Annotated in this window: 18 protein-coding genes and 1 riboswitch; of the genes, 7 read left to right on the top strand and 11 right to left on the bottom strand. The window is 68.7% G+C overall.

What is annotated here, in order from left to right; translation table 11 throughout:
- Positions 1–103: 103 nt before the first annotated feature.
- The gene (locus tag P2T65_RS14785; protein WP_055460202.1) at positions 104–1,189 is read right to left on the bottom strand and encodes a quinone-dependent dihydroorotate dehydrogenase; all 1,086 of its coding nucleotides are present in this window, start codon (positions 1,187–1,189) and stop codon (positions 104–106) included.
- On the bottom strand, positions 1,190–1,531 hold the full coding sequence (locus P2T65_RS14780) for a DUF952 domain-containing protein (RefSeq protein WP_055460201.1): 342 nt from the start codon (positions 1,529–1,531) through the stop codon (positions 1,190–1,192).
- Between the two features lie 200 nt (positions 1,532–1,731).
- Here P2T65_RS14780 and P2T65_RS14775 point away from each other — a divergent pair, with 200 nt between their 5' ends.
- Positions 1,732–2,361 carry a helix-turn-helix transcriptional regulator gene (locus P2T65_RS14775; protein ID WP_055460267.1) on the top strand — a complete coding sequence of 210 codons (630 nt, stop codon included), beginning with the start codon at positions 1,732–1,734 and terminating at the stop codon, positions 2,359–2,361.
- 228 nt (positions 2,362–2,589) lie between these two features.
- On the opposite strand, the gene pnp is transcribed toward P2T65_RS14775, so the two are convergent.
- From pnp to P2T65_RS14730, 9 genes are all read right to left on the bottom strand, one after another.
- Entirely contained in the window at positions 2,590–4,734 is a 2,145-nt protein-coding gene (gene pnp / locus P2T65_RS14770) for a polyribonucleotide nucleotidyltransferase (protein ID WP_055460200.1), read from the bottom strand.
- Between the two features lie 312 nt (positions 4,735–5,046).
- Complete coding sequence (gene rpsO / locus P2T65_RS14765) at positions 5,047–5,316, bottom strand: 30S ribosomal protein S15 (RefSeq protein WP_055460266.1); 270 nt, start codon at positions 5,314–5,316, stop codon at positions 5,047–5,049.
- A 173-nt stretch (positions 5,317–5,489) separates the two neighbouring features.
- Positions 5,490–6,506: a tRNA pseudouridine(55) synthase TruB gene (gene truB, locus P2T65_RS14760; protein ID WP_055460265.1), complete on the bottom strand. Its 1,017-nt coding sequence runs from the start codon at positions 6,504–6,506 to the stop codon at positions 5,490–5,492.
- A gap of 20 nt (positions 6,507–6,526) precedes the next feature.
- Positions 6,527–6,958: a 30S ribosome-binding factor RbfA gene (gene rbfA, locus P2T65_RS14755; RefSeq protein WP_063185378.1), complete on the bottom strand. Its 432-nt coding sequence runs from the start codon at positions 6,956–6,958 to the stop codon at positions 6,527–6,529.
- Positions 6,959–7,113: 155 nt separating this feature from the next.
- Complete coding sequence (infB, locus tag P2T65_RS14750; protein ID WP_055460198.1) at positions 7,114–9,780, bottom strand: translation initiation factor IF-2; 2,667 nt, start codon at positions 9,778–9,780, stop codon at positions 7,114–7,116.
- A complete protein-coding gene (locus P2T65_RS14745; RefSeq protein ID WP_276200071.1) occupies positions 9,773–10,471 on the bottom strand; it encodes an RNA-binding protein in 699 nt (232 codons plus the stop codon). Before P2T65_RS14745 ends, infB begins: the two co-directional genes overlap by 8 nt.
- A 58-nt stretch (positions 10,472–10,529) precedes the next feature.
- The gene (gene nusA / locus P2T65_RS14740; protein WP_055460196.1) at positions 10,530–12,143 is read right to left on the bottom strand and encodes a transcription termination factor NusA; all 1,614 of its coding nucleotides are present in this window, start codon (positions 12,141–12,143) and stop codon (positions 10,530–10,532) included.
- Between the two features lie 86 nt (positions 12,144–12,229).
- On the bottom strand, positions 12,230–12,829 hold the full coding sequence (rimP, locus tag P2T65_RS14735) for a ribosome maturation factor RimP (protein WP_055460195.1): 600 nt from the start codon (positions 12,827–12,829) through the stop codon (positions 12,230–12,232).
- 207 nt (positions 12,830–13,036) lie between these two features.
- Positions 13,037–13,660 carry a 2-hydroxychromene-2-carboxylate isomerase gene (locus P2T65_RS14730; RefSeq protein ID WP_055460194.1) on the bottom strand — a complete coding sequence of 208 codons (624 nt, stop codon included), beginning with the start codon at positions 13,658–13,660 and terminating at the stop codon, positions 13,037–13,039.
- A gap of 207 nt (positions 13,661–13,867) precedes the next feature.
- On the opposite strand from P2T65_RS14730, the gene P2T65_RS14725 reads away from it, so the two are divergent.
- The 6 genes from P2T65_RS14725 (at position 13,868) to P2T65_RS14700 (ending at position 21,974) form a co-directional block, all read left to right on the top strand.
- On the top strand, positions 13,868–15,100 hold the full coding sequence (locus tag P2T65_RS14725) for an argininosuccinate synthase (protein ID WP_055460193.1): 1,233 nt from the start codon (positions 13,868–13,870) through the stop codon (positions 15,098–15,100).
- A 288-nt stretch (positions 15,101–15,388) separates the two neighbouring features.
- A riboswitch (TPP riboswitch) is annotated at positions 15,389–15,520 on the top strand.
- 61 nt (positions 15,521–15,581) lie between these two features.
- Complete coding sequence (gene thiC, locus P2T65_RS14720; RefSeq protein ID WP_276200070.1) at positions 15,582–17,408, top strand: phosphomethylpyrimidine synthase ThiC; 1,827 nt, start codon at positions 15,582–15,584, stop codon at positions 17,406–17,408.
- Positions 17,409–17,525: 117 nt separating this feature from the next.
- Positions 17,526–18,368: a 2,3,4,5-tetrahydropyridine-2,6-dicarboxylate N-succinyltransferase gene (gene dapD / locus P2T65_RS14715; RefSeq protein WP_063185368.1), complete on the top strand. Its 843-nt coding sequence runs from the start codon at positions 17,526–17,528 to the stop codon at positions 18,366–18,368.
- An 81-nt stretch (positions 18,369–18,449) separates the two neighbouring features.
- Complete coding sequence (gene dapE / locus P2T65_RS14710; RefSeq protein ID WP_055460191.1) at positions 18,450–19,613, top strand: succinyl-diaminopimelate desuccinylase; 1,164 nt, start codon at positions 18,450–18,452, stop codon at positions 19,611–19,613.
- Positions 19,614–19,707: 94 nt separating this feature from the next.
- On the top strand, positions 19,708–21,033 hold the full coding sequence (gene deoA, locus P2T65_RS14705; protein ID WP_063185458.1) for a thymidine phosphorylase: 1,326 nt from the start codon (positions 19,708–19,710) through the stop codon (positions 21,031–21,033).
- Entirely contained in the window at positions 21,030–21,974 is a 945-nt protein-coding gene (locus P2T65_RS14700) for a glyoxylate/hydroxypyruvate reductase A (protein WP_276200069.1), read from the top strand. Before deoA ends, P2T65_RS14700 begins: the two co-directional genes overlap by 4 nt.
- Positions 21,975–21,977: the final 3 nt, after the last annotated feature.

Genomic DNA, 21,977 nt, shown 5'->3' with positions numbered 1-21,977 from the left:
GCGCTCGTCGGCGCCAGCAGCGTCGTGGCCGCAGCATCGGCCAGGAGCTCCCTCCCCTCACCTTGCCCGCGCGGCCCTCTCCTCCGGTGGCTGGCTGAACCGCTCAGGCCTTCAGGGCGAGGTCGGCCGCGTTTCGGCCGACAACAGCCGACAGGCTGTCTAGTTTCTCGCGCGCCAGCCGCGCGCGCAGCCCTGCCTTGATGTCGCGCACGAGGCCGGGCCCCTTGTAGACGAGGGCCGTGTAGAGTTGCAGCAGCGTGGCACCGGCAGTGATCTTCGTCCAGGCCGTCTCCGCCGAATCGATGCCCCCGACGCCAATGAGCGGGAAAGCTCCTTCAACGCGCTGGTAGGTGGCCGCGAGCATCGCCGTGGCGAGCGGAAAGAGCGGCTTGCCGGACAGGCCCCCAGCCTCCTGGCCGACCATCGTCTCCACGAGGCCGGGCGGGCGCGTCACCGTGGTGTTGGATACGATCAACCCGTCGATGCTGCGGCGGCGCGCCACCGAGACGACGGCATCGAGCTCCGGCAGCGTCAGGTCCGGCGCAATCTTGATGAGGACGGGCCGTCGCCCCTGCTCGCCGGCCACGGCATCCCGCATGTCGAGCACACGGGCGATGAGGTCATCGAGAGCTGCGGCATGTTGCAGGTCGCGCAGGCCGGGCGTGTTCGGCGAGGAGATGTTGACGGTGAAATAGGCGGCATGCGGCGCGAAGGCACGGATGCCGGCAACATAGTCGCTGATCCGGTCCTCGGTATCCTTGTTCGCCCCGATGTTGACGCCGACGACGCCGGGCCGTCCGCCACGGCGGCGAAGCCGCGCAACCCCGGCCGCGTGGCCCTCGTTGTTGAAACCGAGCCGGTTGATGACCGCCTCGTCCCGCACCAGGCGGAACAACCGCGGCCGACTGTTGCCCGGCTGCGGACGCGGCGTCATCGTGCCCACCTCGACGAAGCCGAAGCCGAGGCCGAGCGCCCCCTCGATCGCCTCGGCGTTCTTGTCGAAGCCCGCCGCCAGGCCAACGGGATTGGGAAATTCGAGCCCAAAGGCCCTCACGCTCAGCGCCGGCGCGTCGGGCTCGGGCGTCGCGGCCGAAGCCATCGAGAGCGCCCGGATCGCCAGGCGATGGCCGAGTTCCGGATCGAGGGCGAGCAGCGCCGGCCGCGCCAAGGATGCGAGGAGCGAGAACATTTACGGGTCGTCCGGAAACTGATGGAGCCCATCCGCGCCGAGCGGCAGCGGCCTGACCGAGCGGACCGCCGAAAGGGCAAGCGGCCCGTAGAGATGCGGAAAGAGGTCCCCGCCGCGCGATGGCTCCCAGCGCAGCGCCTCACCAAGGGCCGCTGCCTCGATGGCTACCAGCACGAGGTCATTCTGGCCGGCGAAGTGCTTCGCCGCCGTCTCGCGCATCTGCGCGGCCGTCGAGAAGTGAATGAAGCCGTCCGCGACATCGACGGGAGCGCCGGAAAACACACCGGCAGCCTCCGCTTCGGCCCACATCTGCCGCGGACAGATCTTGTATACCAACGCCACCGCCATGCTCCCGCGAGTGCCCACCCGCTGTAGGGGCTCGCGCTGCGAAGATCAATGCGCAGGCCCCTCCATTCAGGGGCTCTTGCGTCAAGAATTCGCACGAGACAAACGGGGCAATAAGTCCTATAGTTAGATTGTCATCCTAACGTGGCGGTGCCCCCGCTGCGCGATGCGCCATTCCCAAGGAGCGGGAGGTGGGCATGCTGTCGCACGAAGCGATCTGGAACGCGATCGACGCCCTGGCGTCCCGGCACGGCCTCAGCGCCTCGGGCCTTGCGCGCAAGGCCGGACTCGACCCGACGGCCTTCAACCGCTCCAAGCGTACCGGAGCGGACGGACGGCCGCGCTGGCCCTCGACGGAATCGATCGCCAAGGTGTTGGATGCGACTGGCGCGACGATCGACGACTTCCTGTCGGTCGTCCGCCATCAGGAACAGGTGCCTCACCGTACAATTCCGCTCATCGGCTTCGCCCAGGCCGGACGCGGCGGCTTCTTCGACGACGGTGGCTTCCCCGTCGGCTCCGGCTGGGACGAGGTGTCCTTTCCGGACGGCATCGACGAGAAGGTCTATGCGCTGGAAATCTCCGGCGATTCGATGCTGCCGCTCTACCGTGACGGTGACGTCATCATCGTATCGCCGACATCGAGCGTCCGACGCGGTGACCGGGTCGTCGTCAAGACGACCGATGGCGAGTTCATGGCCAAGGAGCTGAAGCGCCGCACCGCCCGCACGGTGGAGCTGCGCTCGCTCAACCCCGAGCACGAGGACCGCGCTCTTCCCCTCGGTGACATCGCCTGGATGGCTCGCATCATCTGGTCGAGCCAGTAGCCGGGGTCGGAAGCCTCCCGCAAAGGAGAAAGCCGCCGGATCACTCCGGCGGCTTTGTGTCAGTCGCGTCGTCTCCGCCATCATGCCCGCGCTGGTTGCAGGCATCGACGCCCTGCAGGCTGGAGCGACAGGCACAGGCGCCGCGGCCGCGACGAGCATCGGTGAGGCCGATAGGAGCGCTTCCCCCAGGGCCGGACAGCACAGGTTTGCCCGGACCCTGGCCGATCGTTACTCAGCCGCCGTCTCGGCGTCGGACTTACCCTTGGCCTCGAGGTCCTCGCCCGTCTCCTGGTCGACGACCTTCATCGACAGGCGCACCTTGCCGCGCTCGTCGAAGCCGAGCAGCTTGACCTTGACCTTCTGGCCTTCCTTGACGACGTCCGTCACCTTCTGCACGCGCTGCGGCGCGAGCTGCGAGATGTGGACGAGGCCGTCGCGCGAGCCGAAGAAGTTGACGAAGGCGCCGAAGTCCGTGGTCTTTACCACCGTACCCTCGTAGATGACGCCGACTTCCGGCTCGGCCGCGATGCCCTTGATCCAGTTGATCGCCGCGGTGATCGACTTGAGGTCGGACGAGGCGACCTTGACGGTGCCGTCGTCGGAGATGTCGACCTTGGCGCCGGTCTTCTCCACGATCTCGCGGATGACCTTGCCGCCCGAGCCGATGACCTCGCGGATCTTGTCCTGCGGGATCTTGATGGTCTCGATGCGCGGAGCGTACTGGCCGAGCTCGGCGCGGGCGCCCGAGAGCGCCTTGCCCATCTCGCCGAGGATGTGCATGCGCCCGGCCTTCGCCTGGTCGAGGGCGACGCGCATGATCTCCTCGGTGATGCCGGCGATCTTGATGTCCATCTGCAGCGCGGTCACGCCCTGGTCGGTGCCGGCCACCTTGAAGTCCATGTCGCCGAGGTGGTCCTCGTCGCCGAGGATGTCCGACAGCACCGCATAGCGCTCGCCCTCCAGGATCAGACCCATGGCGATGCCGGCCACCGGACGGCGCAGCGGAACGCCCGCGTCCATCAGCGACAGCGAGGCGCCGCACACCGTCGCCATCGACGAGGAGCCGTTCGACTCGGTGATCTCGGAGACCACGCGGATGGTGTAGGGGAACTCGTGATGCGGCGGCAGCATCGGGTGGATGGCGCGCCAAGCGAGCTTGCCGTGGCCGATCTCGCGACGCCCGGGCGAACCGATGCGGCCCGTTTCGCCCACGGAATAGGGCGGGAAGTTGTAGTGCAGCAGGAAGGTTTCCTTATAGGTGCCTTCCAGCGAGTCGATGAACTGCTCGTCATCGCCCGTGCCGAGCGTCGCGACCACCAGGGCCTGCGTCTCCCCGCGAGTGAACAGCGCCGAGCCGTGCGCGCGCGGCAGGAAGCCGGCCTGGGCAACGATCTGGCGCACGGTCGTGACGTCGCGGCCGTCGATGCGCGTGCCGGTATCGAGAATGTTCCAGCGCACGATCTTGGCCTGAACCTCCTTGAAGACGGCCTTGACCTTTTCGGCCTCGAAACGGGCCTCGCCCTCTTCGGGGCAAAGCGCGGCCATGACCTTGGCCTTGGCGGCGTCCACCGCGGCGTAGCGGTCCTGCTTTTCGACGATCTGGTAGGCAGCGCGCAGGTCCGCCTCGGCGATCTCGAGCACGGCCTTTTCCACATCCGAGACGTCCGCCGCCTCGAGGTTGCGCGGCTCCTTCGCGGCCTTCTCCGCAAGGCGGATGATGGCGTCGATCACCGGCTGGAAATGGGCGTGGCCGTGCATGACGGCACCCAGCATCACGTCTTCCGGCAGTTCCTTGGCTTCCGACTCCACCATCAGCACCGCATCGGCCGTGCCAGCGACGACGAGGTCGAGGTCGGAACCTTCCATCTCGGCGGAGGTCGGGTTGACCTTGTACTCGCCCCCGATATAGGCGACACGCGCCGCGCCCACGGGGCCCATGAAGGGCACGCCCGAAAGGGTCAGCGCCGCCGAGGCTGCCACCATCGAGACGATGTCGGGATCGTTCTCGAGGTCATGGCTCAGCACCGTGATGATGACCTGGGTGTCGCAGCGCCAGCCGTCGACGAAGAGCGGGCGGATCGGCCGGTCGATGAGGCGCGAGATCAGCGTCTCGCGCTCGCTCGGCCGGCCCTCGCGCTTGAAGTAGCCGCCCGGGATGCGGCCCGCTGCATAGGCCTTTTCCTGGTAGTTGACGGTGAGCGGCATGAAGTCGACGCCGGGCTTGGGCTCCTTCGCCGCCACCACGGTGGCGAGCACGGTGGTCTCGCCATAGGTCGCGAGCACGGCGCCGTCGGCCTGGCGGGCGACGCGGCCGGTCTCGAGGGTCAGCTTCTTGCCGGCCCAGTCCAGTTCCACGCGTTGGATATCGAACATGTCTTTTCTCTCATGGTCGGGCCATATGGTCGACGCCATGAGCAAGACGGCGAGAGGCTGCCCGCCCCGCCGGCCCTGAAGGGCGCGAACGGCGGGAAGCGTCTGGCGATCCTGCCATGGTCGTCAGCCTGGCCGGTTCGCGGCCCCTCCCCATGGAAGGACCTGACGCAGAGCCGAAGGGTTGCATCGACATGCAACGGCCCTTCCAGCTCGAGGTGCTGCGCCCCGGGAGCGCCACACCAGTCTTCGGCCGCATCGCATGATGCGGCACCTGGCAAAATGCCCGGAGCGCGGACGCTCCGGGCAGAAGTCTCAGCGACGAAGGCCGAGACGCTCGATAAGGGTGCGGTAGCGGCCCTCATCCTTCTTCTTCAGGTAGTCGAGCAGCGAACGACGCTGCGACACGAGCTTGAGAAGGCCACGCCGGGAATGATTGTCCTTGGCGTGGACCTTGAAATGCTCCGTCAGGTTGACGATGCGCTCCGTGAGGATCGCAACCTGCACTTCCGGGGAGCCCGTATCGTTCGCCTCGCGGGCATATTCCTTGAGAAGCGCCTGCTTGCGCTCGGCCGTGATCGACATCGGTTCATCCTTTCGCTTGATGTCATCCATGCCGCCGCCGCTCTCGCGGGAGGCGGTTTGCCGCCGGCCGGGCCGGGATGTCGTCCAGCGCGGTCGGCATGCTGCGCGCGAAGACATGCCCCACGCGAAGCGGTCTCTATATACCCATTGGCGCGCCAAGGCCAGAGCGGCCGTCAGCGCGCCTGCGGCAGGTTGAAGATGCGCCGCGGATGCAGCTCCCCGTGCTCCAGATCCCCCAGCGCGATCAGCGCTCCGTGGGCGAAGACGGCGACACAGCCCTCGTCGAGCGGCGCATCGCGCCCGCGCAAGAGCACGGACTGGCCGCGCATCAGCCGGCCGGCGTCCGAGCGTGTGACCGTGACCTGCGGCAGGCCCCCAAGTCCGACAGCCACGGGCCTCAGACCCTTCTCGGCCCGGGCCGCATCGTCGAGCCCCTCGAGCTCGCGCAGGGCGTCGATGGAGATGCCGTCGGCCTCCTCGAAAGGGCCGACGCGCGTGCGCCGGAGCGTCGCGACATGGCCGAGGCAGCCGAGCGCCCGGCCGAGATCGCGGGCGATGGCCCTGACATATGTGCCCTTGCCGCACTCGGCGGCGAAGACGCTCGACTGCCCGTCATGCGCAACGAGGCTCAGGCGGTCGATCTGCACCGGGCGGGCCTGCAGTTCCACCACCTCGCCGTCGCGGGCAAGGTCGTAGGCCCGCTCGCCGTCGATCTTGATGGCGGAGAAACGCGGCGGCACCTGCATGACGGTGCCCGTGAAACGCGGCAGCAGCGCCTCGATGGCGGCGCGGTCGGGCCGCGCCTCGCTCGTCGCCACCACCGTGCCCTCGGCGTCGTCGGTGTCCGTCTCCGCGCCCCAGCTGACGGTGAAGGCATAGGCCTTGCGCCCGTCCATGACGAAAGGCACGGTCTTCGTCGCCTCGCCCAGTGCCACGGGCAGGAGCCCGGAGGCGAGCGGATCGAGCGTGCCGGCATGGCCGGCCTTCTTGGCGTTGAAGATGCGCTTGATGATGGCAACCGCGTGGGTCGAGGTCATGCCGACCGGCTTGTCGAGCACCACCCATCCGTGCACGTCGCGCTTCTTTGGCCGCGGTGGCCGCGGTCCACGCTGGCCCTCGCGCGGCTGAGGGCCGCCTTCCCCGGTGCCCGGCGCGACGCCGCCGCCCGGCCGTTCCTTGTCCTGGCTCATCGAGAGGTGATCCATGCCCGTCAGGCTTCGTCGTCGTCATTGTCGTCCGCCCCTTGGGGGCGGGCGATGTCGCGTCGGACCTTGTCGCTCTGCAGGAGCGTGTCGATCCGCCGCGCCTCGTCGAAGCTCTCGTCGAGACGAAAGCGCACGTCGGGCGCGAACTTGAGGTTGATGCGGCGTGCCAATTCACCGCGCAGGAAGCGGCGGTTGCGCTCGAGCGCAGCGAGCACCGGCTCCGCGTCCTGCCCGCCGAGTGGCATGACGAAAACCGTCGCCAGCTTGAGGTCCGGACTCATCCGCACCTCGGGCACGGTGATGACGTGCGAGGCGATCACCTCGTCCATTACCTCGCCGCGCGCGAGGATCTCGGCGATCGCGTGGCGCACCGCCTCGCCGACCCGCAGTTGCCGCTGGGACGGGCCGGCGCCCGTGTCGAAACGTGATTTGGCCATGTCTTCTCCCCGGGATCGGACCGGGTCCTGCAGCCTCGCGGCCGGTTGCAACAACACGCCCGCACCGCGGCCGAAGAAGGGGCCGCAGGTCGCGCGCCAATATCCGCCGGGAAGAGCCTCTGCCCTGCCCGGCGGACCTGCCTTCTATGCAGCCCTCACAGCGTGCGCTTGATTTCCTCGACGCGATAGCACTCGATGACGTCGCCCGCGCGCATGTCCTGGTAGTTCTCGAAGGCCATGCCGCATTCCTGGCCGGCAAGGACTTCTTTGGCGTCGTCCTTGAAGCGCTTGAGCTGGCTGAGCTTGCCCTCGTGGATGACGACATTGTCGCGGATGAGGCGCACGTTGGCCCCGCGCTGCACGACGCCGTCGGTGACGCGGCAGCCCGCGATCTTGCCGACCTTCGTGATGTTGAAGATCTCGAGGATCTGCGCATTGCCCAGCATGTGCTCGCGCAGCGTCGGCGCCAGCATGCCCGACATCGCCTGCTTCACGTCATCCACGAGGTCGTAGATGATGTTGTAGTAGCGAATCTCGATGCCGAGGCGGTCGGAAGCCTCGCGTGCTTCCTTGTGTGCACGCACGTTGAAGCCGATGACGGCCGCGCCCGAGGCCTCCGCCAGCGTCACGTCGCTCTCGGTGATGCCGCCGACGCCCGCATGAATGACGCGTGCCTGCACCTCCTCGTTGCCGATCTTCTCGAGGGCGCCGACGATGGCCTCAATCGATCCCTGCACGTCGCCCTTGACGACGAGCGGGAACTCCTTGCGGCCGGCGCCTTCCTTGAGGTCGCGCATCATGTCGGCGAGCGAGCGGGCCTGGCTGGCGCCGCGCGCCGCAAGGCGATCGCGCTTCAGGCGCTCGCGGTAGCCGGTGATCTCGCGGGCACGGGCCTCGGATTCGACCACCGCCACGCGATCGCCGGCCTCGGGCGTGCCATTGAAGCCGAGCACCTCGGCCGGCATGGACGGACCGGCCTCCTTGAGCTGCTCGCCATTGTCGGCGACAAGCGCGCGCACTTTGCCCCACTCGGCGCCGGCGACGACGATATCGCCGACCTTGAGCGTGCCGCGCTGCACGAGCACGGTGGCGACGGGGCCGCGGCCGCGATCGAGCTTCGCCTCGATGACGGTGCCTTCGGCCGCGCGTTCCGGATTGGCCTTGAGGTCGAGGATCTCGGCCTGCAACTGCAGTCCCTCGAGCAGCTTGTCGAGATTGGTGCCGGCCTTGGCCGACACCTCGAACTCGAGCGTCTCGCCGCCCATCGATTCCACCACCACCTCGTGCTGCAGCAGCTCCGTGCGCACGCGCTGGGGATTGGCGTCGGGCTTGTCGATCTTGTTGATCGCCACGATCAGCGGCACGCCGGCCGCCTTGGCATGGTTGATGGCCTCGACCGTCTGCGGCATGACACCATCATCGGCAGCGACCACGAGCACCACGATGTCCGTCACCTTGGCACCGCGGGCGCGCATGGCGGTGAAGGCCGCGTGGCCGGGCGTGTCGATAAAGGTGATCTTGCCGCCCAGCGGCGAGGTCACCTGATAGGCGCCGATGTGCTGGGTGATGCCGCCGGCCTCGCCCGCCACCACATTGGCGTGGCGAATTGCGTCGAGCAGCGACGTCTTGCCGTGATCGACGTGGCCCATGATGGTGACGACCGGGGGGCGCGGCAGGAGCGTGCCCTCCGCGTCCGGCTCGTCGAAGAGACCCTCCTCGACATCCGCTTCGGAGACGCGCTTGACCGTGTGACCCATCTCTTCGGCGATGAGCTGCGCGGTGTCGGCATCGATCACGTCCGTGATCTTCATCATCTGCCCCTGCTTCATCAGCAGGCGGATGACGTCCACGCCCCGCTCCGACATGCGATTGGCGAGTTCCTGGATGGTGATCGTCTCTGGAAGGACGACCTCGCGGCTGATCTTCTCCTTCGGCTCGTTGTGGCCGTGACCCTTCATGCGCTGCAGGCGGCGGCGGAAGGCGGCGGCCGAGTGGGTGCGCTCCTCGTCGCCACCCGTCAACGCGGCGGTCACCGTCAGGCGGCCGCGGCGCCGCTCCTCGCCTCCGGCACGGCTCGGCTTGGGAGCGGGCGCCGGGGTCGGACGCGGCGCGGCACCGGGTGCCCGGCGCGGGGCGCGGCTCTCGCCATCGTCCTCGGCGCCGGCCCGACCGGCAGACGTCCCGGCGGGACGGCGCGGCGCCTCGGCCTGGGTCGCCAGACGCATCTCGCCGCGCGGGACGGCGGCGCGCGGCGCCTCAGCGGCAGCCGGGCGCTCGTCCGTCCCGAGCCGGCGGCGTGCCTCGTCCTCAGCCTTACGCTTGCGCTCCTCGTCGAGACGGCGCCGCTCGTCTTCCTCACGCTTGCGCGCCTCGGCGGCCTCGCGCTCGCGACGCTCCTGCTCCTCACGCTCGGCGCGGCGGCGCGCCTCTTCCTCGGCGCGCTGGCGATCCTCGATCTCGCGACGCTTGGCGTCCTGCAGGGCCTGCAGGCGCGCATCGCGCTCGTCGTCGGTGAGGGAACGCAGCACGACGCCGGACGGACGCTGCCCCCCCGGACCACGCCCCTGCGCCGGCCGGCCGCCCTGCGGCTGAGCCGGGCGTGGGGCCGGCGCGGCGGGCGCCGCCTGCGGTTGAGCCGGCGCCGGCTGGTCGCCACCGGGCCCGATGACGCGACGCTTCACCTTCTCGACCACGACCGCCTTCGAGCGGCCGTGGGAAAAGCTCTGGCGCACCACGCCCTGTTCGACGGGGCGCTTCAGCGTGAGCGTCTTGGACGGCGTCACGCTCAGCGTCTTGTCGGTCGGGTTTTTCGTGTCACTCATTCGGCTCGAATCCTGCGCCTTCGTGTTTGTCCAAATCTCGTTCGCGCGGCGCGCCCGGGGCTTCCTCCCCGGGCGGCGTGCCGCCTTCTCCATTGCGGTAGCGCGCCAGCCGGCGCCACCGCGCAAGAAATCCCTCGCTGCCCGGCCCGGCAATCAGGGCAGCATGTATCACATGAGAGCGCCCCAATGCCAAATCCAAATCGTGGCCAGCAAAAACTTCGACCACGTCGACCTCTGCGGCGCGCTCGCCGAGCCCCCGGAAAAGCGCCTGCGCGATCTTGCGCCGCCCATCGGCCGCCGCCTCCGCGGCATGGATGATGGCCTTGACGCGTCCGGCCGCCGCCGCCTCCTCCACCTTGCCGAAGCCGGCGACCACGAGACCCGCCTTGTTGGCCAGGGCGAGCGCCTGCACGCTGTCACGCTGCAGGAGCCCCTCCACGTCGCCCGCCAGCGTCTGGGGCACCGTCACCTGAGCCTTGAGCCCCCTGGCGAAGGCCTTGCGGCGAACAGCTTCCTCGACCAGCGCACGACTGGCACCGACCCATACGCCCCGCCCAGGCAATTTGCGGCGCAAATCGGGCACGATCATGCCGTCCGGCGCCGCGACGAAGCGGATCATCTCGTCCGGATCGCGCTCGGCCCGCGTCACAATGCAGCGCCGGTGCGGCCCTTCGTCCTTGCTGCGCGGCACGTCCAACTCCTCAAGCGGCCGGCGGGAATCCCCGCCGGCACCCGCAGGATACCTCGCGTCAGCCTTCCTGTTCCTGCACCGGCGAGCCGCTGCCGTCGGCCTCACCTTCTGCCTCATCCTCGGCCGGGGGCTCGATCCAGCCCGCCTTGACACGCGCGGCCATGATCATGTCCTCGGCCTGCTGGCGCGAGACCTCGAAGTCATCGAGGATGCCCTTGTGGCGAGTCGTCTCGGAGCCGTTGCGCTCGGTCCAGCCGGCGAGTTCATCCGTGGCGCAGCCGGCCAGATCCTCGATCGACTTGATGCCGTTCTCGCCGAAGGCGACCAGCATCGCCGTCGTCACGCCGTCGATCTCGCGCAACTCGTCGGCGACGCCGAGCTCCCGGCGCCGGGCGTCGAGCTCGGCCTCGAGCCTGGCGAGATATTCCTCGGCACGGGTCTGGATCTCCTGCGCGGTCTCCTCGTCGAAGCCCTCGATGGTCGAAAGCTCAGGCAGCTCGACATAAGCGATCTCCTCGACCGAGCTGAAACCTTCCGAAGCGAGCAGTTGGCCAACGACCTCGTCGACGTCGAGCGCTTCCATGAACAGCTTGGTGCGCTCGACGAATTCTTTCTGACGGCGCTCCGATTCCTCGGCCTCGGTGAGGATGTCGATGTCCCAGCCGGTGAGTTGGGAGGCGAGGCGCACGTTCTGGCCGCGCCGGCCGATGGCGAGCGACAGCTGCTCGTCCGGCACCACGACCTCGATACGCTCGGAATCCTCGTCGAGCACCACCTTCACCACCTCGGCTGGCTGCAGCGCGTTGACGATGAAGGTCGCCGCGTCCTGCGACCAGGGGATGATGTCGATCTTCTCGCCCTGCAGCTCCTGCACCACGGCCTGCACGCGCGAGCCGCGCATGCCGACGCAGGCGCCGACGGGGTCAATGGAGCTGTCGCGCGAGATGACCGCGATCTTGGCGCGCGAGCCCGGATCGCGCGCCACGGCCCTCACCTCGACGATGCCGTCGTAGATCTCCGGCACCTCCTGGGCGAAGAGCTTCGCCATGAACTGCGGATGCGTGCGCGAGAGGAAGATCTGCGGCCCGCGCGTCTCGCGGCGCACATCGTAGAGATAGGCGCGGATGCGGTCGCCGGGGCGGAAGGTCTCGCGCGGGATCAGCTCATCGCGGCGCACGATGGCCTCGCCCCGGCCGAGGTCGACGATGACGTTGCCGTATTCGGCGCGCTTGACGGTGCCGTTGACGATCTCGCCGATGCGGTCCTTGTACTCCTCGTACTGCCGGTCGCGCTCCGCCTCGCGCACCTTCTGCACGATGACCTGCTTGGCCGACTGGGCGGCGATGCGGCCGAAGTCGAAGGGCGGCAGCGTGTCGGCGATCACGTCGCCGACCTGGGCGGCCGGATTGTGGCGACGGGCATCGTCGAGGCTGATCTGCGTCGCCATGTCCTCCACATCCTCGACCACCTGGAGGTGGCGCGCCAGCCTGAGCTCTCCCGTGCGCGGGTTGATCTCGGCGTGGATGTCCGTCTCGGCCCCGTAACGCGAGCGCGCCGCCTTGGCGATCGCATCCTCCATCGCCGCGAGCACGATGGTGCGATCGATCACCTTTTCCCGGGCAACCGCGTCCGCGATCTGCAAAAGCTCGAGCCTGTTGGCGCTGACGGCCATGTCCGTCACTCCTCCTCCTGATGCCCCGCCGCCCGGCATACCGCCCGGCCGGCAGGATGAAATGCGCTGCCGCAGCCCCGCTGCGGCTAGTGGGTTGCGTCCCCTGTGCCGTCGCCCGCATCCTCGCCGGCATCGTCGCCCGTCTGGGCAGCCTTGCCGCGACGCAGCGCCTCGGTGATCAGGGCGTCTGTGAGGACGAGCCGCGCCTCCGCGATATCGGCGAGGGCGAGCGTCACCTCGGGCTCCTCATCCGGCCTTGCGTCGCTGCGCCGCAGCCTGACGCCGCCGTCGGCCAACCCAAGAAGAATACCACGAAAACGCTTGCGGCCCGAAACCGGCAGGCTGGTTTCCACCTTGGCCTCGTGGCCGCTCCAGCGCTCGAAATCGGAGGCGCGCACCAGCGGCCGGTCAATGCCGGGCGAGGAGATCTCGAGGTGATAGGCGCGCTCGATCGGATCCTCGAGGTCGAGCACCGGCGAGACCCCGCGGCTCACCGCCTCGCAGTCATCCACCGTCATCGTGCCATCCGGCCGCTCGGCCATGATCTGCACGGTGCAGCCGTTCTGGCCCGTCACCTTGACGCGCACGAGTCTATAGCCGAGATCCCCGAGCACGGGCGCGACGATCGCGGCGACGCGCGCGGCAACGCCCGTCTCCTCGATGATGCGGGCCTCGTCGAGCTCCATGATACGGCGTCCTCCAGCCGGTGGCGCGGCCCCGGAAGAGGCGCGCAGCAAAAGATGCCGACGTCCAGAACGAAAAAGAGCGGACCCGCCGGGGCCCACTCCGTCACGGTTCCATCCGAACCATTCTGGATGTCAGGATGGCCGCAACATAATCGCGCCGCCGCGCCGACGCAACCCCCGCAGCCGGCAAAGCGGCGTCGCCGCGCCCTAGAGAAGCCCCATGGGGCGCTCGCCCGCCGCCCAGGCAAGCGCCCTTTCCAGCCGGTCGTTGCCCCAGAACATCTCGCCGTCGGCGGTGAGGAAGGTCGGCGCACCGAAGATGCCGCGCGTGCGCGCCTCCTCCGTCTCGGCCCTGAGCCGTGCCTTCACCGCATCGCCCTGCGCAGACGAAACGGTAGACGCGACATCGACGTCGAGGTCGCGCAGGATATCGCTGATGACGGCCATTTCCGAGATCGAGCGCCCCTCGCCGAACTGGGCGGCGAAGACGGCGCGCGTGAAGGCCGGCGCCAGCCCCTTCTCGCGCAGCGCGATGGCGAGCCGCGCCACTATCAGGCTGTTCTGCGGGAAGGGGTCGGGTCGCGTCAGCGAGAGGCCGAGCTGAGCGGCCTCTCGCGCCACGTCCCGCCACATGTAGCGCCCCTTGCTCGGATAGAGGTTGAAGGGCGAGGATGTCCAGCCGTGGCTGGCGAAGATCGGCCCGAGCAGGAAGGGCCGCCACCTTAGCTCGACGCCCGCCGCCTCGGCGAGTGGCTCGATGCGCATGGCGGCGAGATAGGAATAGGTCGAGGCGAAGTCATACCAGAAGTCGAGGACGGGACGTTGCGGCACTGAGAACTCGAAACGCTGGAGGAGGCGGGGCGGGGAAGCGACGTTCCCTCACCCATAATCGCGGCTTTCGCGTGGCATGCACGCGCCACCGCTCTCCGTCCCCGCTATCCACGGCTTGCACCCGGCCGCAGCCTCACTATAGTCCGCCCGCTTTCACTGCTTTATGGCGGCAGCGGCCGCTCACACGAGCCTCACGAGTTCCCGATCATGTCCGACAAGCGCGTGAAGAAGGTCGTCCTCGCCTATTCCGGCGGCCTCGACACCTCCATCATCCTCAAGTGGCTGCAGACGACCTACGGCTGCGAGGTCGTCACCTTCACGGCCGACCTCGGCCAGGGCGAGGAGCTGGAGCCCGCGCGCCAGAAGGCCCTGCTCCTCGGCATCAAGCCGGAGAACATCTTCATCGAGGACCTGCGCGAGGAATTCGTGCGCGACTACGTCTTCCCGATGTTCCGCGCCAATGCCCAGTACGAGGGCCTCTATCTCCTCGGCACCTCGATCGCCCGTCCGCTCATCGCCAAGAAACAGATCGAGATCGCCGAGAAGGTCGGCGCCGATGCGGTCGCCCACGGCGCCACCGGCAAGGGCAACGACCAGGTGCGCTTCGAACTCGGTTACTACGCCCTCAAGCCCGACGTCACCGTCATCGCCCCCTGGCGCGAGTGGGACCTGACCTCGCGCACCAAGCTCCTCGAATTCGCCGAGCAGAACCAGATTCCGATCGCCAAGGACAAGCGCGGCGAAGCGCCCTTCTCGGTCGACGCCAACCTCCTGCACGCCTCCTCCGAGGGCAAGGTACTGGAGGACCCGGCGCAGGAGGTGCCGGATTATGTCTACTCGCGCACCATCGACCCCGAGGCCGCGCCCGACACGCCGACTTACATCACCATCGATTTCGAAAAGGGCGACCCCGTCGCCGTCGACGGCGTGAAGATGTCGCCGGCGACCCTGCTCGCGAAGCTCAATGAGCTCGGTCGCGCCAACGGCATCGGCCGCCTCGACCTCGTAGAGAACCGCTTCGTCGGCATGAAGAGCCGCGGCATGTACGAGACGCCCGGCGGCACGATCCTTTACGTCGCACACCGCGGCATCGAGTCGATCACGCTCGACCGCGGCGCCGCACACCTCAAGGATGAGCTGATGCCGAAATATGCCGAGCTCGTCTATAACGGCTTCTGGTTCTCGCCCGAGCGCGAGATGCTGCAGGCCCTCGTCGACAAGAGCCAGGAATTCGTGACGGGTCAGGTGCGCCTCAAGCTCTACAAGGGCGGCGTCCACCTCGTCGGCCGCGACAGCCCCTATTCGCTCTACGACCAGGAGCTCGTGACCTTCGAGGAAGGCGCCGTCGCCTACGACCACCGCGACGCCGCCGGCTTCATCAAGCTCAACGCCCTGCGGCTCAGGACGCTCGCACAGCGCAAGAAGAAGCTCGGGCTCTGAGCCGCCCTTCACGCCCGCGCCTGTCGCGCGGCCGTCCGTCCCCCTCCCATCATGGCCGGGCTTGTCCCGGCCATCCACGCCGTTGACGTGCTCAACCCTGAAGGCGTGGATGCCCGCGACAAGCGCGGGCATGACGGCGCAGAGGCGAGCCGGGAAAAGCGCCGGCCGAAACGTGTGACCGCTCAACACCTGCGTGACGGCTGAAGCGTTGCCCGAGGAAGATGCCCGTACCGCACCGCACCACGGCCCCTCGTTGACAAACCCCGGCAAAAGCCCAAGACTCTCGCCCCATGTTCCGAGGGGGGCCCCGCTAGGGGGCTGAGATACCGCCGGCGACGGGCGCGAAACGTCCAGACAACGCGGTGACCCTTAGGACCTGATCCGGGTCATGCCGGCGAAGGGACGGAAACGCGCGATCGACGCCAATCCCAAACAAATCGCTGATGCCCGGGTCTCCTTGTCGAGCGAGGAGGAGATCCACATGACAGTGCATACCAAGCCCGCGACCGCCACTCCGGACGCCGTCACCACCGGCCCCATCGCCGGGTCGCGGAAGATCTATACGAGCCCCGAAGGCCGCCCCGACATCCGCGTGCCCTTCCGCGAGATCGCGCTTGCGCCGACCTCCGGCGAGGAACCGTTCCGCACCTACGACACCTCCGGCCCCTACACCGATCCCGAGGCGGTGATTGATCTTGCCGCTGGTCTCGCCCCGGTGCGCGGCGACTGGATTGCGAAGCGCGGCTTCGCTAGGGTCGAGGCCCGTGCCGTCAAGCCGGAGGACAACGGCAACGTCTCGGCCGACAAGCTTGTGCCGCACTGCCCCGCCCGCCGCGAGGTGCTCGCGGGCAAGCCGGGCGAGCCGGTGACACAGCTCGAATTCGCGCGCGCCGGCATCATCACCGAGGAGATGGTCTACGTCGCCCACCGCGAGAACCTTGGCCGCGCCGCCATGCTCGCCGGCGCCGAGGAGCGGTGCGCCGACGGCGAGGCTTTCGGCGCCGCGATTCCGCCCTTTATCACGCCCGAATTCGTGCGCCAGGAGATCGCGCGCGGGCGCGCCATCATCCCCGCCAACATCAACCACCCGGAACTCGAACCGACCATCATCGGCCGCAACTTCCTGGTGAAGATCAACGCCAACATCGGCAATTCGGCCGTCACCTCCTCGGCGGCGGAAGAGGTGGAGAAACTCGTCTGGGCCATCCGCTGGGGCGCCGACACGGTGATGGATCTTTCCACCGGCCGCAACATCCACAACATCCGCTCCTGGATCATGCGCAATGCGCCGGTGCCGATCGGCACCGTGCCGATCTACCAGGCGCTGGAGAAGGTGAATGGCGAGCCCGAGAAGCTCGACTGGGAGGTCTTCAAGGACACGCTCATCGAGCAGGCGGAGCAGGGCGTCGACTATTTCACCATTCACGCCGGCGTGCGCCTCGCCTACGTGCCGCTGACGGCCAGGCGCGTCACCGGCATCGTCTCGCGCGGCGGCTCGATCATGGCGCGCTGGTGCCTCGCGCACCACAAGGAGAGCTTCCTCTACGAGCGCTTCGACGAGATCTGCGACATCATGCGCAAGTATGACGTCTCCTTCTCGCTCGGCGACGGCCTGCGCCCCGGCTCCATCGCCGACGCCAACGACGCGGCCCAGTTCGCGGAGCTGGAGACGCTCGGCGAACTCACCAAGATCGCCTGGGACAAGGGTTGCCAGGTGATGATCGAGGGCCCCGGCCACGTGCCGATGCACAAGATCAAAGTGAACATGGACAAGCAGCTCGCCCATTGCGGCGAGGCGCCGTTCTACACCCTCGGCCCGCTGACGACGGACATTGCCCCCGGCTACGACCACATCACCTCGGCCATCGGCGCGGCGATGATCGGCTGGTTCGGCACAGCGATGCTCTGCTACGTCACGCCCAAGGAGCATCTTGGCCTGCCCAACCGCGACGACGTGAAGACCGGCGTCATCACCTACCGCATCGCGGCGCATGCGGCCGACCTCGCCAAGGGCCATCCCTCGGCCAAGCTGCGCGACGACGCCTTGTCGCGAGCGCGCTTCGAGTTCCGCTGGGAGGACCAGTTCAACCTCTCGCTCGACCCGGACACGGCGCGCGCCTTTCACGACGAGACCCTGCCCAAGGACGCGCACAAGGTGGCGCATTTCTGCTCCATGTGCGGCCCGAAATTCTGCTCAATGAAGATCACGCAGGACCTGAGGGCCGAAGCCGAACGCATGGTCGGCCTCGAGCAGAAGGCGCAGGAGTTCAAGGACAAGGGCGCCGAGATCTACGTGCCTGCCGAATAGGCGGGGGAGGATCGACCTGCCACGTCGCGGGGCGGCCCTCCCCCGCGACTTGACACCGGCAGCACCGCTGCCACAAAGCCTCGACGAATGCCGCTGAGGAAGAGCCAAGGAACAGCCATGACGCACGCCGATCTCGCCACCACCATCGACACCGCCTGGGAAGAGCGGGCCGGCATCTCGCCCGCGACGCGCGGCCCCGTGCGCGAGGCGGTGGAGACGGCGCTCGCGCTGCTCGATTCCGGCAAGGCGCGCGTCGCCGAGAAGGTGGACGGCGCCTGGCAGGTCAACCAGTGGCTCAAGAAGGCTGTGCTCCTCTCCTTCCGCCTCAACGACATGACGGTCATCCCTGGCGGGCCGGGCAAGGCCACCTGGTGGGACAAGGTGCCCTCGAAGTTCGACGGCTGGGATGAGACCGCGTTCAAGGCCGCCGGCTTCCGCGCCGTGCCCGGTTGCGTGGTGCGCCGCGGCGCCCATGTCGCGCCGGGCGTCGTACTGATGCCCTCCTTCGTCAATCTCGGCGCCTATGTAGACGAGGGCACCATGGTCGACACCTGGGTCACGGTCGGCTCCTGTGCGCAGATCGGCAAGAACGTGCACCTGTCCGGCGGCGTCGGCATCGGCGGCGTCCTGGAGCCCCTGCAGGCGAATCCGGTCATCATCGAGGATGACTGCTTCATCGGCGCCCGCTCGGAGGTCGTCGAGGGCGTCATCGTGGGCGAGGGTTCGGTGCTGTCCATGGGCGTCTTCATCAGCGCCTCGACCAAGATCATCGATCGCGCCACGGGCGAGGTCTTCGTCGGCCGCGTGCCGCCCTATTCCGTCGTCGTGCCCGGCAACCTGCCCGGCAAGCCGCTGCCCGACGGCACGCCCGGCCCCTCGCTCTACTGCGCCGTCATCGTCAAGCGCGTCGACGCCCAGACACGGGCCAAGACCAGCATCAACGAGCTTCTCCGGGACTGAGGCTCGTCGATCGTCATTTGGACGTCGTGGCCGGGACAAGCCCGGCCATGACGCCGTAAAGCCGCCTATCCGAGGCTCCCCATGACCTCAGCCGACCCCGTCGCCCTCGCCGAGGCGCTGATCCGCTGCCCCTCCGTCACGCCTGACGAGGCCGGGGCGCTCGCCTTCTGCGAGAAGGTGCTCGCCGAGGCGGGCTTTGCGACCGAGCGCGTCACCTTCTCGACGCCCGGCACGCCGGATGTCGAGAACCTCTATGCGCGCTGCGGCACGGGTGCGCCCTATCTCCTCTTCGCCGGCCACACCGACGTGGTGCCGCCCGGCGACGCCGGACGCTGGCGCCACGATCCCTTCTCCGGCACCATCGAGGACGGTGTCCTCTACGGCCGCGGCGCCTGCGACATGAAGGGCGGCGTCGCCGCCATGCTCGCGGCCGCCATCCGTTTCGTGATGGCCAATCCCGGCTTCGGCGGCTCGATCGGCTTCCTGCTGACGGGCGACGAGGAAGGCCCGGCCGTCAACGGCACCGTCAAGCTGCTCGAATGGGCCAAGGCGAGGGGCGAGCGCTTCGACCACTGCATCCTCGGCGAACCGACGAACCCGAAGCATCTCGGCGATATGATCAAGATCGGCCGGCGCGGCTCGCTGACCGGCCACCTGACGGTGCACGGCCGGCAGGGCCATGTCGCCTATCCGCACCTCGCCGACAACCCTGTCCACGGCATGGTGCGCCTCATCTCGGCGCTGCTCGCCGAGCCGCTCGATGCCGGCACCGCGCATTTCGCGCCGTCGAACCTCGAGATGACGACCTTCGACGTGGGCAATCCCGCCTCCAACGTCATCCCGGCCGAGGCGCGGGCGACCTTCAACATCCGCTTCAACGACACGTGGCTGCCCGCAACGCTCGCCGCCGAGATCGAGCGCCGCCTCGCCGCGGCGGCCGGCAATGCCGTGCGCTACGAGGTCGCCTTCGCGCCCACCAACGCCACTGCCTTCGTGACCGAGCCCGGCGATTTCGTCACCCTCGTGCAGGATGCGGTCGAAGCCCATACCGGCCGGCGGCCGGCGCTGTCGACCACGGGCGGCACGTCCGACGCGCGCTTCATCAAGGACCATTGCCCGGTGATCGAATACGGCCTCGTGGGCGAAACCATGCACCAGGTCGACGAATGCGCCCGCGTCAGCGACATCGAGGCGCTCACCGCCATCTACGAGACGGTGCTCGGCCGGTATTTCATGCCGTCCTGACGTGATCCACCGGCATGGACAAGCCGGCGCGGCGCGGGCACCCTGCGGCGGCACGATTCAGGCGCCGGCACGGCGCATTCCCGACGAGGCGCGCATGGGCTTTCTGCCGCAGGAAATCATCCGCAAGAAGCGCGACGGAGCGGCGCTCACCGAGGAGGAGATCTTCTTCCTCATCGAGGGTCTGACCCGTGGGCGGGTCACCGAGGGCCAGGCGGCGGCCTTCGCCATGGCCGTCTTCTTCCGCGGCATGGGCCTCGACGAGCGGGTGGCGCTGACCGAGGCCATGATGCGCTCGGGCGAGGTGCTGCAGTGGGACCTGCCCGGCCCGGTGCTCGACAAGCATTCGACCGGCGGCGTCGGCGACACGGTGAGCCTCGCCCTCGCGCCCGCCGTCGCCGCTTGCGGCGGCTACGTGCCGATGATCTCCGGCCGCGGCCTCGGCCATACCGGCGGCACGCTCGACAAGCTCGATGCCATCCCCGGCTATGTCTCGCAGCCCGATGCCGGCACCTTCCGCGCCGTCACGCGCAACGTCGGCTGCGCCATCATCGGCCAGACGGGCGACCTCGCCCCCGCCGACAAGCGGCTCTACGCCATCCGCGACGTCACGGCGACGGTCGAGTCGATCCCGCTCATCACCGCCTCGATCCTGTCGAAGAAGCTCGCCGCCGGGCTCGAAGGCCTCGTCATGGACGTCAAGGTGGGCTCCGGCGCCTTCATGGCGAGCCTCGAGGAGGCGCAGTCGCTGGCGAAAAGCCTCGTGACCGTGGCGAACCGCGCCGGCCTGCCGACGAGCGCGCTTCTCACAGACATGGACGCGCCGCTCGCGAGCGCGGCGGGCAATGCGGTCGAGGTCGCCTATGCGGTCGACTATCTCACCGGCCGCCGGCGCGAGCCGCGCTTTCACGAGGTGACCATGCGGCTCGGTGCCGAGATGCTCTTCCTCGGTCGCATCGTGGCGAGCATTGGCGACGGCCGTGTGCGCATGGAAGAGGCCATCGCCAGCGGCCGGGCGGCCGAACGGTTCGGCATGATGGTCGCGGCGCTCGGCGGGCCGACGGATTTCGTCGAGGCGAGCGAGCGCCACCTCGCCCGCGCGCCGGTGGTGCGCGCCGTCCATGCGCATCGCACCGGCTTCGTCACGTCGGTCGACACGCGCGCCGTCGGCATCGCGGTCATCGCGCTCGGCGGCGGCCGCACCCGCGCCGAGGATGCGATCGACCATGCCGTTGGCCTCACCGACCTTGCCGGCCCCGGCGACGAGGTGGGTCCCGGCCGGCCGCTCGCCATCGTGCACGCCCGTGGCGAAGGCGCGGCCGATGCGGCCGAGGCCACGCTGCGCCGGGCCTACGTGATCGGGCAGGACAAGCCGGCCGGGCGCGGCATCATCCTCGAGCGCATGGCGGAGCGTGTGGCATGACCATTCTCGTCGCCCTCACGGGCTGGCACGTCGATTCCTGGGTCGAGCGGCTGGAGCGGCTGCTGCCGGGCCGGCGCGTCGTGCGCCTCGGCGATGCCTACGACCCCGCGGCGGTTACCTATGCCGTGGCCTGGAAGCACCCGCCCGGCGCCTTTCGCGGCCTGCCGAACCTGAAGGCGATCTTCTCCCTCGGCGCCGGCGTCGACCACCTGATGGGCGATCCCGACCTGCCGGACGTGCCGATCACGCGCGTGGTCGACGACGACCTCACCAACCGCATGAGCGAATATGTCGTCCTGCACTGCCTGATGCACCTGCGCCAGCAGCGCCGTTACGACGCGCAACAGCGCGCGCATATGTGGGAGGACGACCGCCACCAGCCGGCCGCGCGCGACGTCAGGGTCGGTGTCATGGGGCTCGGCGTCCTCGGGCAGGATGCCGCCCGCAAGCTCGCCGTCATGGGCTTCGACGTCGCGGGCTGGAGCCGCACGCCCAAGGACTGTCCGGGGCTCCAGGTCTTCACCGGCGAGGCGGAGCGCGCCGCCTTCCTCGCCCGCACCGACATCCTCGTCCTTCTCCTGCCGCTCACGCCGGAGACGCACGGCATCGCCGATTACGCCCTGTTCAGGGGCCTCGCCCGTGGCGGGCGTCTCGGCGGCCCGGTCTTCGTCAATGCCGGCCGCGGCGGGCTGCAGGTGGAGGAGGACATCCTCCGGGCGCTCGACGACGGCACGCTCATGGCAGCCTCGCTCGACGTGTTCGAGACCGAGCCGCTGCCCGACAGCTCACGCTTCTGGGACCATCCAAGCGTGATCGTGACGCCGCACAATGCCGCCATGAGCGACCCGGACAGCATCATCCGCCTCGTGGCCCGCCAGATCGCGCGCTTCGAGGCCGGCGAGCCGCTCGAGCACGTCGTCGACCGGCAGCGGGGATATTGAGGC

It is taken from the genome of Chelatococcus sp. XZ-Ab1 (genome assembly GCF_029309855.1).
Classification (GTDB): Bacteria; Pseudomonadota; Alphaproteobacteria; order Rhizobiales; family Beijerinckiaceae; genus Chelatococcus_A; species Chelatococcus_A sambhunathii.
This window is presented reverse-complemented; position numbering and strand designations above follow the sequence as displayed.

What these genes read in the sequence shown, in the direction of transcription:
- P2T65_RS14785 (WP_055460202.1), bottom strand. Translation starts at nt 1,189, where the DNA reads ATGTTCTCGCTCCTCGCATCCTTGGCGCGGCCGGCGCTGCTCGCCCTC.
- P2T65_RS14775 (WP_055460267.1), top strand. Translation starts at nt 1,732, where the DNA reads ATGCTGTCGCACGAAGCGATCTGGAACGCGATCGACGCCCTGGCGTCC.
- pnp (WP_055460200.1), bottom strand. Translation starts at nt 4,734, where the DNA reads ATGTTCGATATCCAACGCGTGGAACTGGACTGGGCCGGCAAGAAGCTG.
- rpsO (WP_055460266.1), bottom strand. Translation starts at nt 5,316, where the DNA reads ATGTCGATCACGGCCGAGCGCAAGCAGGCGCTTCTCAAGGAATATGCC.
- truB (WP_055460265.1), bottom strand. Translation starts at nt 6,506, where the DNA reads ATGAGCCAGGACAAGGAACGGCCGGGCGGCGGCGTCGCGCCGGGCACC.
- rbfA (WP_063185378.1), bottom strand. Translation starts at nt 6,958, where the DNA reads ATGGCCAAATCACGTTTCGACACGGGCGCCGGCCCGTCCCAGCGGCAA.
- infB (WP_055460198.1), bottom strand. Translation starts at nt 9,780, where the DNA reads ATGAGTGACACGAAAAACCCGACCGACAAGACGCTGAGCGTGACGCCG.
- nusA (WP_055460196.1), bottom strand. Translation starts at nt 12,143, where the DNA reads ATGGCCGTCAGCGCCAACAGGCTCGAGCTTTTGCAGATCGCGGACGCG.
- rimP (WP_055460195.1), bottom strand. Translation starts at nt 12,829, where the DNA reads ATGGAGCTCGACGAGGCCCGCATCATCGAGGAGACGGGCGTTGCCGCG.
- P2T65_RS14725 (WP_055460193.1), top strand. Translation starts at nt 13,868, where the DNA reads ATGTCCGACAAGCGCGTGAAGAAGGTCGTCCTCGCCTATTCCGGCGGC.
- thiC (WP_276200070.1), top strand. Translation starts at nt 15,582, where the DNA reads ATGACAGTGCATACCAAGCCCGCGACCGCCACTCCGGACGCCGTCACC.
- dapD (WP_063185368.1), top strand. Translation starts at nt 17,526, where the DNA reads ATGACGCACGCCGATCTCGCCACCACCATCGACACCGCCTGGGAAGAG.
- dapE (WP_055460191.1), top strand. Translation starts at nt 18,450, where the DNA reads ATGACCTCAGCCGACCCCGTCGCCCTCGCCGAGGCGCTGATCCGCTGC.
- deoA (WP_063185458.1), top strand. Translation starts at nt 19,708, where the DNA reads ATGGGCTTTCTGCCGCAGGAAATCATCCGCAAGAAGCGCGACGGAGCG.
- P2T65_RS14700 (WP_276200069.1), top strand. Translation starts at nt 21,030, where the DNA reads ATGACCATTCTCGTCGCCCTCACGGGCTGGCACGTCGATTCCTGGGTC.